The organism is Bradyrhizobium sp. CCBAU 051011 (assembly GCF_009930815.1).
Lineage (GTDB): Bacteria > Pseudomonadota > Alphaproteobacteria > Rhizobiales > Xanthobacteraceae > Bradyrhizobium.
Window position 1 is genome coordinate 4,142,293 of sequence record NZ_CP022222.1, and the last position, 15,192, is coordinate 4,157,484.

General features: G+C 59.0%; 11 protein-coding genes and 1 pseudogene. 8 read left to right on the forward strand and 4 right to left on the reverse strand.

Annotated features, from left to right (window positions below):
• Window positions 1-2 precede the first annotated feature (2 nt).
• The 7 genes from ACH79_RS19565 (at window position 3) to ACH79_RS19590 (ending at window position 7,362) form a co-directional block, all read left to right on the forward strand.
• Window positions 3-908 (forward strand): ABC transporter ATP-binding protein, encoded by a 906-nt coding sequence (locus ACH79_RS19565; protein ID WP_161852454.1) that lies wholly within the window; start codon window positions 3-5, stop codon window positions 906-908.
• Between the two features lie 114 nt (window positions 909-1,022).
• A complete protein-coding gene (locus ACH79_RS43010) occupies window positions 1,023-1,229 on the forward strand; it encodes a hypothetical protein (protein ID WP_202639393.1) in 207 nt (68 codons plus the stop codon).
• A gap of 23 nt (window positions 1,230-1,252) precedes the next feature.
• Complete coding sequence (locus tag ACH79_RS19570; protein ID WP_161852455.1) at window positions 1,253-2,614, forward strand: arylsulfatase; 1,362 nt, start codon at window positions 1,253-1,255, stop codon at window positions 2,612-2,614.
• A gap of 21 nt (window positions 2,615-2,635) precedes the next feature.
• Window positions 2,636-3,607: a formylglycine-generating enzyme family protein gene (locus tag ACH79_RS19575; protein WP_371419430.1), complete on the forward strand. Its 972-nt coding sequence runs from the start codon at window positions 2,636-2,638 to the stop codon at window positions 3,605-3,607.
• An 18-nt stretch (window positions 3,608-3,625) separates the two neighbouring features.
• Window positions 3,626-4,825 carry a methionine adenosyltransferase gene (metK, locus tag ACH79_RS19580; protein ID WP_161852456.1) on the forward strand — a complete coding sequence of 400 codons (1,200 nt, stop codon included), beginning with the start codon at window positions 3,626-3,628 and terminating at the stop codon, window positions 4,823-4,825.
• Window positions 4,826-4,834: 9 nt separating this feature from the next.
• Window positions 4,835-6,349: a SulP family inorganic anion transporter gene (locus ACH79_RS19585; protein ID WP_161852457.1), complete on the forward strand. Its 1,515-nt coding sequence runs from the start codon at window positions 4,835-4,837 to the stop codon at window positions 6,347-6,349.
• 392 nt (window positions 6,350-6,741) lie between these two features.
• Window positions 6,742-7,362, forward strand: a complete 621-nt coding sequence (locus ACH79_RS19590) for a hypothetical protein (protein WP_246738689.1) — start codon at window positions 6,742-6,744, stop codon at window positions 7,360-7,362.
• A 60-nt stretch (window positions 7,363-7,422) separates the two neighbouring features.
• Here the strand turns inward: ACH79_RS19590 and ACH79_RS19595 are convergent, their stop codons facing one another.
• The 3 genes from ACH79_RS19595 to ACH79_RS19605 form a co-directional block, all read right to left on the reverse strand.
• Window positions 7,423-9,075, reverse strand: a complete 1,653-nt coding sequence (locus tag ACH79_RS19595; protein ID WP_202639269.1) for a P-loop ATPase, Sll1717 family — start codon at window positions 9,073-9,075, stop codon at window positions 7,423-7,425.
• Window positions 9,076-9,335: 260 nt separating this feature from the next.
• Window positions 9,336-9,812, reverse strand: coding sequence for a hypothetical protein (locus ACH79_RS19600; RefSeq protein ID WP_161852458.1), 477 nt, complete (start codon window positions 9,810-9,812; stop codon window positions 9,336-9,338).
• Window positions 9,813-10,423: 611 nt separating this feature from the next.
• Complete coding sequence (locus tag ACH79_RS19605) at window positions 10,424-10,591, reverse strand: DUF3606 domain-containing protein (protein ID WP_246738599.1); 168 nt, start codon at window positions 10,589-10,591, stop codon at window positions 10,424-10,426.
• 2,400 nt (window positions 10,592-12,991) lie between these two features.
• Between ACH79_RS19605 and ACH79_RS19610 the strand changes: the two are divergent.
• A pseudogene (locus ACH79_RS19610) lies at window positions 12,992-14,282 on the forward strand (IS1182 family transposase); the annotation flags it as partial.
• Between the two features lie 505 nt (window positions 14,283-14,787).
• Here ACH79_RS19610 and ACH79_RS19615 read toward each other — a convergent pair.
• Complete coding sequence (locus tag ACH79_RS19615) at window positions 14,788-15,036, reverse strand: hypothetical protein (RefSeq protein WP_074279461.1); 249 nt, start codon at window positions 15,034-15,036, stop codon at window positions 14,788-14,790.
• Between the last annotated feature and the right edge of the window lie 156 nt (window positions 15,037-15,192).

Here is a 15,192-nt window from a genome sequence, read left to right on the forward strand (position 1 = left end):
CAATGACCCACGCATACGCTGCTCCGGCGGGGACCGTCAGGGATGCCGTCAATGACAACCCCAAGGGCTTCATCGACGTCCGCAACATGGGAGTCGTATTCGGCAGCAACGACAACGAGGTGGTCGCCGTCAGCGACGTTTCCCTCAACGTGAAGCCCGGCGAGTTCGTCTCCCTGATCGGACCGTCCGGCTGCGGCAAGTCGACCCTGCTCAGCGTCGTCGCCGGCTTCGTCAAGCCGACGCGTGGCGAGGCCATACTGGACGGCAAGCCGATTACCCGGCCCGGCTCGGACCGCGGTGTGGTGTTCCAGCAATACTCGCTGTTTCCGTGGCTCTCGGTGCGCAAGAACGTCGAGTTCGGGCTGAAGATGGCCGGCGTCGACAGGTACAAGCGCAGCACCACGGCGCGCTCGCTGCTCGATCTCGCCGGACTTCTCTCGTTCGAGAACCATTATCCCGACCAGCTTTCCGGCGGCATGAAACAGCGCATCGGCATCGTCCGCGCGCTGGCGACCAGCCCCCAGGTGCTGCTGATGGACGAGCCGTTCGGCGCGCTCGATACGCAGACCCGCGTCGTGATGCAGGAGATCCTGACCAACATCTGGCAGCAGTTCCGTATCTCGGTGCTGTTCATCACCCACGACATCGAGGAATCGATTTTCCTCTCTGACCGCATCTACGTCATGACGGCACGGCCCGGACGCATCAAGGCCGAGATCAAGGTGCCGCTACCGCGTCCGCGCACGCCCGAAATGACCGACACACCGGAGTTCATAAACCTGGTGCAGGAGCTCAAGGGGCTGATCCGCGAAGAGTCGCTCGCCGCCATGGCCCCCGAGATCAAGGATCGGGGTCTCTCGGGCTTTGGAATGAAAGTGGGACCGAAAGGAGTGGGCGAACTCTACTGATACCTCAGACTTCGCTGCCGGGCAGGGAGCGAAACAACAACTCAAGGAAAATGACGCGTGACCCGCGTCGTTAAGGGATTGGCGCGCTTTAGCGCCAATCGATCGGAGCGTTCTATGGCAAGGAAACCAAGCATTGTTCATGCCGGCAACTTCGGCATGGCTGAGTTCGGTGCGCCGCTCAGAGCAGTGTGGCGCCGGCTCGCCGCGATCATTGGCAGCAGATACCAGCCCGAGCGGCACTACATGCGCGGACCAGGCCCGAAATGGCAGGAAAACCATTCCGCAAGTCACGCACAACCGAAAATCAAGGACCCGGCGTGAGCAACGCCTCTAACGGAGCTACTATGGCCAAAAAACCAAACATTCTGTTCTTTCACGTCGACAACCTCGGCATGGGTGAGCTCGGCTGCTACGGCGGCGGCATGCTGCGCGGCGCCGACACCAAGCGATTTGACGCGTTCGCCAAGGAAGGCATGAAGCTGACGCATTACGTCGTCGAGCCCCAGTGCACACCGACCCGTTCTGCGCTGATGACCGGACGCTTCCCGATCCGCTCGGGCAATCACACCATCGCGCTCGGCGGCAATGGCGGAGGCATCGTCACTTGGGAGCGCACCATCGCCTCGATCTTGGCGGAGGCCGGCTATACCTCGTCGATCTACGGCAAGTGGCACATCGGCGCCGAGGACGGCCGCTTCCCCACCGATCACGGCTTTGACGAGTGGTACGGACCCTTGCGCACCTATGACGAGTGCATGTGGCTGGAAGATCCGCACTACGTGCCGGAGCGCGACGGCTATTCCCACATGCATGAGGGCGTGAAAGGCAAGGGCGCCTGGCCGGTCAAGGACCAGCAGCTCACCATGGAGACCAAGAAGACCTGCGACCTCGAATACCAGAAGCGGGCGATCAAGTTCATGGAGAAGGCGGTCAAGGACGACAAGCCGTTCTACTGCTACTTCAACCACTCGCTGATGCATTTCCCGATGAGCCCGCGCGACGAATTCGTCGGCAAGAGCGACAACGGCGACTGGGGCGATTGTCTCTTGATGCTCGACCACGATTTCGGCGTGCTGCTCGACACGCTAGACCGGCTCGGCATTCGCGACAACACCATCGTGGTCGCATGTGGCGACAACGGCGCGGAGGATCATCTTGCCGGCCGCGGCACCGGCGGCTTCTTCGACGGTTCCTACTTTTCCTCGGCGGAAGGCGGCATCCGCACTCCGCTCTTGATCCGTTACCCGAACCACATCAAGGCCGGCGCCGAGAGCAATGAGATGGTGCATGTCACCGACATGTTCACCACGCTGCTCAAGTTCGTCGGCTGCGAGGCACCGAAGGATCGCCTGATCGATGGCGTCGACCAGACCCCGTTCTTCACCGGTAAGCAGCCGGCCTCCAACCGCGAATCCTGCATCGTCTGGCTCAAGGACGAGTTGCATGCGGTGAAGTGGAAGGACTTCAAGATCAACTTCAAGCGGCAGCAGCATTTCCACGATCCGGAACTAGACCTCGGCTTTGCCCGCATCACACATCTGAAGGAGGACCCGAAGGAGCGCGAGGCGGTCAACCAGCGCTATGTGCGCTGGTGGGTCATGCAGCACGCCCATCGCGTCGTACGCGACTTCGAGAACAGCGTGAAGAAGGAAGAGCTGATCCCGCCGGGATCGCCGCTCGACTTCGTTCCGAAGAAGTTCGCTTAAACGATCAGGCGAGGCCCGGCCGTGGATATCATCGCATCGCATTGCTGTTCGAAGCGCGGCACTTCGCTGGATGCCGGTGTGTCCGTGGCCGGTGACCCGAGGACAACGGCCCGCCGGAAAGACATGGTCTTCATTCCCGGCGGAACGTTTCTTATGGGCTCCAACGCGTTCTACCGCGAGGAGCGGCCGGTGCGCAGCGAGACCGTCGACGGATTTTGGATCGACCGCTTTCCGGTGACCAATGGGGAATTCTCCCGCTTTACTGCGGCTACCGGCTACGTCACATTCTCCGAGCGCGTGCCGACCCGGAAAATGTATCCGGACGCGGCGCCCGAATTCCTCGTTCCGGGTTCGCTCGTCTTCGTCAAGCCGCCGCGCCCGGTGAGCCTTCGCGATTACCGGGCATGGTGGGCCTATGTGCCCGGCGCCAACTGGCGTCACCCCAACGGGCCAAGCTCTTCGATTCAACACAAAGACAAGTATCCCGTCGTGCATGTCACTTACGAGGACGCGCAGGCCTACGCGGCCTGGGCCGGCAAGGAATTGCCGGACGAGGCACAGTGGGAATTCGCCGCGCGCGGCGGCCTCGAGGGTGCCGCCTATGCGTGGGGCGATGCTGCCAATCCCGAAGGCCGCTACATGGCCAATACCTGGCAGGGACGTTTTCCCTTCGAGAACCTGAGCCAGGACGGCTTTGAGGGTACGTCGCCGGTCGATGCATTCCCGCCGAACGGCTTTGGGCTGCACGACATGGCCGGCAATGTCTGGGAGTGGACCTCGTCGCTTTACTCGCCGCAGGGCGGTGCCGACAAATCATGCTGCCAGCGCGACGACGCCGATCCGCGCAGGCAGCTCTACGTGGTGAAGGGCGGCTCGCATCTGTGTGCTCCCAATTACTGCCTGCGCTTTCGCCCTGCCGCGCGGCAGGGCGAGAGTACCGATTCATCGACATGTCACATCGGCTTCCGCTGCGTCGTGCGCGGGTCGAACTGAGAATCTGAGGAAAAACCTATGCGCGCATCCTATCTCTTCACCAGCGAGTCCGTGTCGGAAGGCCATCCCGACAAGGTATGCGACCGCATCTCCGACGAGATTGTCGACCTGTTCTTTCGCGAGGGCGCCAAGGCCGGCGTAGACCCCTGGAGCATCCGCGCCGCCTGCGAGACGCTCGCAACCACGAACAAGGTGGTGATCGCGGGCGAGACGCGCGGGCCATCCTCAGTGACCAACGAGCAGATCGAGCAGGTCGCGCGCGGGGCAATCAAGGACATTGGTTACGAGCAGGAGGGCTTCCATTGGAAAAATGCCGACGTGCAAGTGTTGCTGCATCCGCAGTCGGCCGATATCGCGCAGGGCGTCGACGCACACCAGCCCGGCACCAACCGCGAGGAGGGCGCCGGCGACCAGGGCATCATGTTTGGCTATGCCACCAATGAGACATCGGAGTTGATGCCTGCGCCGATCTTCTATGCGCACAAGATCCTGCGGCTGATTTCGGAAGCGCGGCGTGCAGGTGAGGAAAAGGTGCTGGGCCCCGACTCCAAGAGCCAGGTCACGGTGCAGTACGAGAGTGGCAAGCCGATCGGCATCCGCGAGATCGTGGTCTCCCACCAGCACCTGATCGAGGACATGAGTTCCAGCCAGGTGCGCGAGCGGGTCGAGCCCTATGTGCGCGCAGCGCTGCCAGAAGATTGGATCTCGGACAAGACCATCTGGCACATCAACCCGACCGGCAAATTCTTCGTCGGCGGTCCGAACGGCGATGCCGGGCTCACCGGCCGAAAGATCATCGTCGATACCTATGGCGGCGCGGCGCCACATGGCGGCGGCGCGTTCTCCGGCAAGGATTCAACCAAGGTGGACCGTTCTGCGGCCTATGCGGCGCGCTACCTCGCAAAAAACATCGTTGCCGCCGGGCTCGCCGACAGGGTGACCTTGCAGCTCTCCTACGCGATCGGGGTAGCGCGACCGCTGTCGATCTATATCAACACCCACGCCACTGGAAAGGTCGCCGACGACAAGCTGGAAAAGGCCATCGCCGAGTCGATGGATCTGACGCCACGCGGCATCCGCAGGCATCTCCAGCTCAACAAGCCGATCTATGCCCGCACCGCGGCCTATGGCCATTTCGGCCGCACGCCGGAAAGCGACGGCGGTTTCTCCTGGGAAAAAACCGATCTCACCGACGCGCTGAAGCGCGCCGTGCAATAGGGCAGTGCCATGACCGCGATCGACGACCGCACGGCGCAGAGGACATTCGAGGATTCGCCCTCGATCGGCTCGATGCTGACCTCGCCGAGGGAATTCACACGCGAGACGCTGGCTGGCGTGGTAACGGCACTCGCGCTGATCCCCGAGGTGATTTCGTTCTCCTTTGTCTCTGGCGTCGACCCCAAGGTCGCGTTGTTCTCGTCGGTCGTGCTCGGGCTTGTGATGTCCGTGCTCGGTGGCCGGCCCGCCATGGTGACGGCGGCTGCAGGCTCGATTGCGCTCGTGATCGGGCCGATGGTGAAGGCCTATGGGCCCGGCTACATCCTGCCGACCATCATCCTGGCCGGTATCGTCCAGATCGCATTTGGCCTTTTGGGGATGGCGCGACTGACCCGCTTCATCCCGCGTTCAGTGATGATCGGCTTCGTCAATTCGCTGGGCATCCTGATCTTCTTCGCCCAAGTGCCCCACATTTTGAACGTTCTCTGGATCGTCTATCCCCTGTTCGCGCTGACAATTGCAATCGTGCTGCTGGCGCCACGGGTGATCACCATAATTCCGGCGCCGCTGATCGCCATTGTCATTGTCACGGCGATCGTCATCTCAGGTCATCTCACGGTGCCCAATGTCGGCGGCAGTGGCGGCGCGATGGCGCCGGGCCTGCCGGGCATCACGCATTTCGTAGTGCCGCTCAATCTGGAGACGCTCAGCATCGTCTGGCCGACCGCGCTCAGCGTGGCTTTTGTCGGACTGCTGGAGACGCTGCTCACGGCAAAACTGGTCGATGACGTCACCGACAGCCGCTCGCACAAGGGCAAGGAATCCTGGGCGCTCGGCGTCGCCAATATCGCGGCCGGTTTCTATGGCGGCATCGCCGGCTGCGCCATGATTGCGCAGACTGTCGTCAATGTGAAGATCGGCGGCGGCCGCTCGCGGATATCGACTGTTGCTGCGGCGATCGTGCTGCTGGTGCTGGTTACGGTGCTTAGCAGTCTGATGGCGCAGATTCCGCTCGTGGCGTTGGCGGCCGTCATGATGATTGCCGCGGTGAAGACGTTCGATTGGCACAGCGTGATGCCCTCCACGCTCAAGCGCATGCCGAAGTCGGAAACCGCAGTGCTGGTAGTGACGGTGGTCATCACGGTCGCAACCGGCAATCTCGCCTTCGGCATCGCCGGCGGCGTGCTGCTTGCCATGGTGCTCTTCGCCAGACGCGTCGCTCATGTCATCCGCGTCGAGCGAGTGCCGAGCGAGGACGGCAGTTCAGTCCGCTACGCCGTGCACGGACCCTTGTTCTTCGGGAGCAGCAACGACTTCGTCGAGCGCTTTTCGTATCGTGCGGATCCAAAGGAGATCACTGTCGATCTCACATCGTCCCAGATATGGGATGCTTCAAGTGTCGCCGCACTCGACGCGATCGAAACGAAGTACCGCGCGCTGGGTCACTCCATCAAATTCACCGGGCTCGATCCGCGAAGTCTTGCCTTTCACGGAAGGCTGACGGGTCAATTGAACGGACAATAGTTACGACGAGGTAGGGCTGCGAGGCACAGTCATGGGATTCGCAATACTCTCAATCTTCGTTTTGCTCGCACTAGAACATATCGTCCTCCACTAAGAGGACCACGAAGTTCGACATCCGCACCTCCGATTTACCGCGTAAATTCGGGTGGTAGGATTTGGTTCACTGCGGTGGTGACAGGAAGGATACATCCCATAGATTGTTCGAGTTTCCTGCGAAGTCGTTAAGAATGCTCGCCGTGGCCCTCGAAGCGCGGCGGGCATTTTCTTTTGTGAGTTGCGTTGTGTCACGTATTTCCATGCCGGGGTTCATTAAGCCCCAGCTCGCCACGTTGAAGTCCAAGGCACCCAAGGGTGACCAGTAGCTGCATGAAATTAAGTACGACGGCTACCGCATTCAGCTTCATGTCAATAGGGGCAGGAAGAAAGTCTACACGCGGAGCGGCCTCGATTGGACCAAGCGTTTTTCCACCATCGCAGGCGCACTGGACATTCCTGGCGAAGCAATCATCGACGGTGAGGTGGTTGTCACCCATGAGGGGCGCACCAACTTCTCCGAATTGCAGGCAGAGCTGGCAGCGGGCAGGCAGGATCGATTGGTTTTCTACGCCTTTGACCTCCTATGGCGTGATGGTGACCTCCGCAAGCTGCCGACGATTGAACGCAAGCAGGCGCTGCTGGACTTGCTCGGCGAAAACGGCATCGAGGCTCCCATCGTGTACAGCGAACATCTTGTTGGCGACGGGCAATCGATGTTCGAGCATGCGGCCAAGCTGAATTGGGAGGGCGTCATTTCTAAGCGGGCTGACGCCCCTTATCGTTCGGAGCGCAATGAGAACGGGAGGCCCGCCTCAAGCCCCGCCCGCTCCATCATTCGAGCGAACCCGGCTGTCGTGAACGGACCAGCCCGCTCACTGGTGAACACGAAAGGTGACTTCGGCTCTTGCTCCCGCTGCAACCGACAAAGGCCCGCAGTTCATCACATGATCGGATGGGAGCTGGGTGTGCTCGCTTGACCCTACGCACATGCAGGCGGTAGCTATCGATCTGATCCCAGGTCAAAGCCCTGATTGGCCTTAGATGGATTCGGACACGCGGAAGACACCATGGAGCATCTGATGGACCCTAATTGATACATCTGAATCTGGTGTTTGAGCCACTCGCAGTAATGGATGGCCGTTGTAGGCGAATTGGTGAGGTGCGCTCTTGTCGAGTTTCACGCCGATCGCGCCTACGCGGTATAGGATACTGACAATGGTCTTGGCAAAAATTCTGGTGCCTGGATTTTCGCAATGCTCTCTTGCGGCATCATGAAGTGGATCGTAATGGCGCTTTGGTTCGCTGTAAATTAATAGGGCCATTTCGTCCATTTCGCTTTGCGGGCAAAATTCATCGAATGAAAGAAGCACCTTCCTCTTGGAGGCCAAGAAAGCCGTGAGTTTTGCGATTGTTGGGTAGGCGCTCTGCCATTCCTGCTCAAGATTGGTCAGTCGCTTCGAGGAATAGGTGGCTTCGGCCTTTTTAATGGTTTGGGCCGAAACTTCGTAGTTGCCCTGCGCTTCATTTAGACATTCGTTCACAAACGCGATGATGTCGCGTGGGCGCATTAGAGTGCGCTCGACCATGTAGTCGAAAGGAAGAGAGGCTGAGACACGATTTTTGAAGATGTCATCGAATACGATGTCATCGCCGGTATATTGCTTCTTAAACAGTTTTGTAATTCGAAGATCGATGAGTTGCTTGAGTAGGGGCTTAGACCACTTCAGCTGGATAAAATAGTCTTCGAGCTTCTCGCGCTGGAACGTGAGGTCTCTGGTTTCTTGGACGACGCGTTCAAGTACATCTGAGCGCGCTGCAACCAGAATCTTGAGGTCGCGTATTTTACGGAAAGCCTTTAAGGATTCGACGAGGCCGCGAATAAGTTTAAAGCGAACAGAGATGTCGACCCATCCCTCATCAAGTCTATCAATGATAATGTAGTAGTGCTTGAAGTTTCCTTCATCAGCCCCCAGCTCGGAAAGCAAATCGATGACTGCCCCAAGTTCGCTGGCTTGTTCAGCGCTGATGATTTTCTTGACCCGCGATATAAACTCGGACTTCTTGTCGACGCTTAATCGCTTGTCGTATTGACCGCCAAGCTTAAACTTTTCAATCTCACCACCAAGCTCGGCCTTGACTGCGTTTTCGATTTTTTCGGTAAGTTCCTTGATGTTCTGATCCATCGTGATCCAGTACTTGCCCTCCCATGAGCGCAGATACGCGATTGCCTTTGTCCGACGAGCGTCGTGATAGAACTTATCGGCTATCCAGCTGAAAACTCCTTTTGAGGAGGTCTCGTCCACGATTGAGAATCTCAAGCGGATGAATTCTATGCAGAGGACATGCTTCCACAGAACCTGAAACATGAGGTCGAGGTCTGCACCGATGGCATGGAGGAAAGACAATACATCGGAGTTAGACACGTAGCTCATGGACATGTCGAAGGGGTCGACTTCGGAGCAATGCTCTACGCGGGATTCAATGTATTTCAGGATCGCTGTCTTTCCGGAGCCGGTGCGTCCTTCAATCACCGTGCCACGAGAATTTAGGTCCAAGCAAAGGTCGACGGGCGGGTAGTGAACAAAGCAAGGTAGAAGGAACTCGTCATCCATCTCAGCGGCGCTTGAGCCGATGCTCATTCCAGGCTTCAAAACTACGGGGTTGGTCCGCCTTGGTTCGGTTTTGGTCATTCCGGATTTGCCCGCTTGCGACACGCCGAATCTGTCAGGAAAGTAGTAACGTCCAGAGAGCCGACCTTTCCCCAAAGGTATTACTGGGTCGCGAACAGAAGTTCGAAGCCCAAATCCACAGCGAGCAAGCAGGCGCTCGACAGTGAGAGGGTTCGTGAGGGCTTGAAGGATGCCTTGCTTGGGCCAGCTCAGCTCTATGAGGCGCTCAGGAAGAAGGCAGGGCAGGCCGCGAACCGAACGAGCCTGTTGCTTAGATGCCGCTAACGGCGGCGCAAGGTCTCATAGACCGCAAAATAGATCATGAAGATCAAATAGGCGCCGCCATATAGGAAAACTGCGGCGACCAAGATCGGAAACAGAGGTGGAATGATAGCCTGGACGAGAGCCAAGGCGAACAGAATGATAAGTATTGCCCCACTGTTGATGAAGCGGCCTATATCGGCAGCGACGGCTTTAATGGGTGAATTGTTCCGTACCTTCGGAGAGATCAGGTGGGATTTTCCATCGAGGGCGGTAGCAGTCGGTGGCGGCTTAGTGGCGTCTGTTTTTCGAGAACGCTTCTCTTGGGCAGCAGTCGTGAATACCACGAAGGGCAGGCTTTCCTCGACTGCTCGCTTTGGGTCTTCACCTTTCCGTTCAGCTTCGTAAGCAACGTGGCGGATCAGAATCTCCTGGCCGCTGAGTTGATCGGCCGTACCATTCAAGATTGCCCTAAAGCGCGTCTCATCGATCTTCACTGCAGTCTCCCAGTCGATACAATTGGCATACTTGCGTCGCGAATGGCCAGCGACCTATACCTTGGTCGCAAGCCCCCTTGCGCCGAAAACTCGGACCTCTGCTACGCTTTGACTGAAAATGTATGGCATCCAGCAGTTGTCGAAATTGGACGGAGGAAGACGACCGTAGGCTTCTTGAGCTGCACGAAGCCGGACGGTCGGCCCTCTCTTGATTGCAGCGGCCCTGAAGCGAACCAAGGCGGCCGTGCATTCCCGTCTGAGCATTCTACGAGCGGACGCCCAGGAGACCCAGGCGCTGGTGGACCGAATTCCGCAATCAGATCTCGTGAACAGTTGGGTAGGCGGCAGGACATGGTCCAGCACTATGCCTGAGGTTTCGATGCGATGATCCTGGCGTGTGCTAGCTAAGGTCGGCCTTGAAGCCCGAGGGCATGGCGGGGAAGTCCTCTGGATCGTCCGCATCAACCTTGTTGCAGGCCGGGCAGGGCGCGCCAGCACCGTCGCAGGCAGGCCCGTTCACCCAGGAACGGCCGATCAAAATGGTTTTCGCAGACCCACCGCGTGTTGTCGCATCTGGGGCAGTACCGCATCACTCCAACCCCAGGCGCTCCTCACGTCTTGGCAGCTTCCTTGCTGATAGCCGAGATCGAATTTCCGGTCTTGCGTACGATGGCGGCCAATTCGACGTTCGATAGCTTGAGCCGCCGACGCAAAACTTTGACCTGCACCTTGCTGTTCATATCCAGAGAGTTACGAAAATTGGGCCTTCGCTTGATCATGATGCACTCGCGATGATGGGCGCGACGCAACCGCCTTGGCTGCTCGCAAAGATTCCGTCTCTGGCAGCCAAACTGACTTAACCGGGTTATTGTTCCTAAGTCGCGTGATGGCGGCGGCTAACTTTTGTTGTAGCGAGAGGCGGCCATCGGGTGCTTTGGATCAGCGCGGCCCTGATTGGTTCTCCGGGCTGGCAAGGGCTCCAGCTTCGACACCCCGCAGCTGGGGCTCTTGCGCGTTTGGGGTTGGCGAGGAGCATGGAGCGCTCGGTCCGCGACGGAACCTAAGATTGATCTAAGTGACCTCACAATCTTGAGGGGCCACTGGCGCAAGTTGTTCTTGCAATCCGCCAAGGTTGTGTTTGACTTGCAATGCTCGCTCCTTCGAACGAGATCGGCGGATCGGGTGGTCCCGGCGCAGGCCCCGTCCTTCTGCGCCGAGGCCCCATAGGTGGAGCACACCATGACGCCATCCACGCGCAGGGACATGTTCCGGGTAATCGCAATCGGGATCACGTCGTCGGTGCTGCTGGTCGCCGCGTTTGACCTTCTGCATTAGGCAGGGTGAACCGCTTCTATTTTTGGGAGGCGGTTATGGATTCAAGGACCACGGCGCATGCCGCTGGAGGACCGCCGAAGCGACGACAAATGGACGAAAGAACCACGACGCCCTGGGTGGGCGTCGCCTTTGTGATTGTTGAACTCAATTCCTCGGCTGTGTTCTGCCGCGGGCAATATAAGTCGTAGAGCTTGCGGTGCTCATCTGTCATGTACGCAGCGGCACCTGTCACGTCTGCACATTTCGCGTCGGTGGCCACCCATGATCCCTTCTGGCATTGCAGTCTTCTGCTGACCACCGATCCAGACGGCCCTCCCGTTGCATACCCAACCTCTGTCTTGAGGCTTGGGCATTCGCAAATGGTCGCGCCTTCGGTGTATTTCCGCTGCAATAATCCCGAGCGAGCGGGCCACCTTTGATGTCGAACCAATCCTCCCAGTCATGCCGTGGCCGACCGGAGCGCTCGTCAGAGCAACGACGGGGAGAGGTAGATTTTTGCGCGGCGGGTAGATGCGGTCCATGCAGAGCCGAAGCGCTACCACGTCACTGGCGACCGCGCGATGTGATGCGTTGAATGGCGATAGAGCTTTTGATCAGGCTGGGCGGATCAGGTGCGCGAGCATGGCGGTGCAAGCGATCTCAGCCTCGACAAGCGTCTGAAAGGGGGAGCCGCCGACCTTTATGGCGCATCGGCTTTGGTGGATCGGGCGCCAAGATGCCAAGTAACCATGGCGTCCGCGGAGGCCGGGACCGCTGCAAGTTTCAAAGCTAATCACGAAGGAGAAGCCGTTGCTTGTCGCACTCCATATATGCAGGTCCTCGACGAGACCGCTGACGCGGTTGAATTGCATGACAATTCCACACGAGCCCCCATCAGGAGGAAACAGCACTTCGCTGATTCGGAAAATGCAGTTGTTCTGACCTAACCTTGTTTGCCCAGAGTGGCCACAGCGCAGGCTCGTCGTCTAATTTCTTTGAACGACTACTGCCAAACAACTGTCCATCACCGACTTGATAACATGCGCCATCGAGATAAGAGCCGTCGTCCGCACGGATTTTGCGTCCAAACGAAAAGGACCACCGGAACGACCGATGGTCCTGAAAGCCTTGCGGCTTTCGTATCGCATTTCGTTGCCAGTTAGCTGCGGACAGACTGGCGGCAGCCGCAGGGTTGACCCTCGCTTTGCACTGGCCGTTTGGACTCTGACCTTTGGACCCTTTGCCGTTGAGACGTCGGTCCCGTCGGACGCCTGTCACCCTTGGCTTTGGTCGTTATCGGCACTCGTCACTGTTGGCGCGGGATGGTGCGAGAAACCACGCAATCAACCGAACAATCCAACGCTCGACGAAAGCGCCGGTTCCCGCAGGGAGAGAGCAACGGACCCAAAATCCGATGACCGCCCGACGCGTGCGGAGCAGTTCACCCGCACCGAATTGATCCGCATCGCTGTGCTAAGGCACGTCTGGCACAGACTGTATAGTCTAATACCGTAGGATGCCTGCCAGTTTTTGAGACATCCAGCGCTGTCCAAAGCATGCTTTCGCCATTGTAGCCGACTTTCCCACGCAATTGACCTGTGAGCCAGCAGGGCCACGGGATTGAATCGCGTCAGGTACCGGTACCGGTTACCGCCGGATCAGGGTGAGATTAACGTCCGCCCATGAGGACACGCTTGGCCGGGACGGCGTGGAGACGTCCGCTCTTTGAGGGTACAACGGACGTGCCACGCAAACAGGAACACTTCTGAGTTTGACCCTGGCTGTGTGAAAACGCTGTGCCGCTGTTATGATTCTCCCGTGATTCTAGGGGGAATTGATGAAGCGCTTCGTTGCGGGGGCGGATCGTGGCGCCGGCGGCGACGGGTCGGCCGTCGTACCATCCCTCGGTTCTGCTGAAGCTGTACATCTATGGCTATCTGAACCGAGTGCAATCGAGCCGGCGGCTGGAGCGCGAGGCCGGGCGCAATGTCGAGGTCATGTGGCTGTTGGGTCGGCTCGCTCCTGATCACAAGACGATCGCGGACTTCCGCAAAGACAATGGCCTGGCGCTGCGCAAGGTATGTGCGCTTTGTCGAACTCTGCCGCGAGATGGGACTCCTTGCGACGGCGAGCGTCGCCATCGATGGCAGTAAGTTCAAGGCCGTGAACAACCGGGACAAGAACTTCACACGGGCGAAAGTGGAGCGGCGGCGCGCCCAGCTGGAGGAGAGCGTCGCGCGCTATTTGAGCCAACTTGATACCGCCGATCGACAGGAACCGACGGAGGCGCTGGCGGAGAAAGTAACAAGGCTCACCGAGAAACTGACGAAGCTGAAGGCGGAAATGGGCAAGCTTGCCGTCTACGAGAAGCAGATGCTCGCGTCGCCCGACCAGCAAATCTCCCTGACCGATCCCGACAGCCGATCGATGGCGACGAGCGGCCGTGGTTCCGGCGTTGTCGGCTATAATGTGCAGGTCGCCGTGGATACCGAGCACCATCTGATTGTGGTGCACGAGGTAACGAACAGCGGCTCTGATCGGGCGCAACTTGCCAATATGGCCAAGCAGGCGAAGGCTGTTCTTAAGACCGAGACGCTCGAGGCCGTGGCCGATCGCGGCTACTTCAGCAGCCCGGAGATCCTCGCGTGCCACGAGGCCGGCATCACGGTAACTCTGCCCAAGCCGCAGACGTCGGGTGCCAAATCGGAGGGACGCTTCGGCAAGCAGGGCTTTGTCTATTTGCCAGAGGAGGACGCCTATCGCTGTCCAGCTGGGGAGCAACTGCCATATCGCTTTACGAGCGAGGAAGACGGCAAGCGGCTACGGCGCTACTGGACCACAGCCTGTCAAGATTGTTCGCTTAAATCGCAGTGCACGACAGGACCAGAGCGGCGGATTCCACGATGGGAGCATGAGCATCTGCTCGAGGCCGTGCAGCAGCGCCTTGATGCAAATCCACAAGCCATGCGCCGGCGTCGCGAGACGGTCGAGCATCCGTTCGGCACGATGAAGGCCCGCATGGGAGCGACACACTTCCTCACCAAAACGCTTCCAAAAGTAGCAGCCGAGATGGCGCTCTCGGTGCTGGCCTATAATCTGACACGGGTCATGAACATCGTCGGGACCAAGCCGCTGATCGCTGCGATCGTGGCCTGAAACACACCCGTTCCGGCCCTCTGGATAGCTTATCTCTGAAGACCGTTTTTACACGGCCAAGACCCGTTGCAGACATTGCAGCGGCCTTGGCCGATGTCGGATACGACCCAAAGCGGCAAGGGAAATGAAGAGAGGGGCACTGGCTTGGCGCCTCAATACCCCTCATGCTTCTCTTCCGCGCTATCTTGTCACTCCTCGCCCGGTCCGGTCTGCGATAGCCTTTGGGGCGGCGAGGGCACCTAATGAAGCGACGTGAATTCGTGGGTCTCCTGGGTGGCGTGGCGGTATGGCCGTTGGGGGCGCGCGCCCAACCGCCTTCACCTCAGTCGGGAACGCGACCAGCGGCCGGCGCCTCTCGTGGCAATCGGCCCTTCCCAAAACATGAGGCTGCCAAAGAAGGAGGATGGGGTTGGCCCTCAGTCACAGTCACAGTGAGATGCCATAGAGGCATCCACGGAGCGTGCGAACGCGATGGCGAAAATGAGTTGATGCCGCGTCCGCCTGCTCAGGGCTGCTTTTCAACCAGGGCGATCGCTAGTTCTACGCGTCCGAGCTTGTTCTCCTCACCGCCACCCATCCCTTCAGACTCGGCAACCGACAGGCTGCGTGCAGTCTGTTCCCACTGCCGCAGCAGTGCAAGCTTCATCTCCCGCGACAGCTGGGGATGTGCGACAATATCATTAGGTTCCGAAAAAATTGCTGTGGGATCGCGAAGAGCTGTTGCGAAATCGATTGTGGATGATGCTTGGCCCATACATCAGTCCTCCCTTGAAGGGTCCCAGCGGATGCGGCCACTGTTGCTAATCGAAGACTATGCCATGGGTGGTTTGACGTCTAGGGCTGCACTGTTACGGGCAAGACGTTTAGCGTCAGTCAGCCCATCGAGGTCGTTGTGTTGAACTGATGGGTG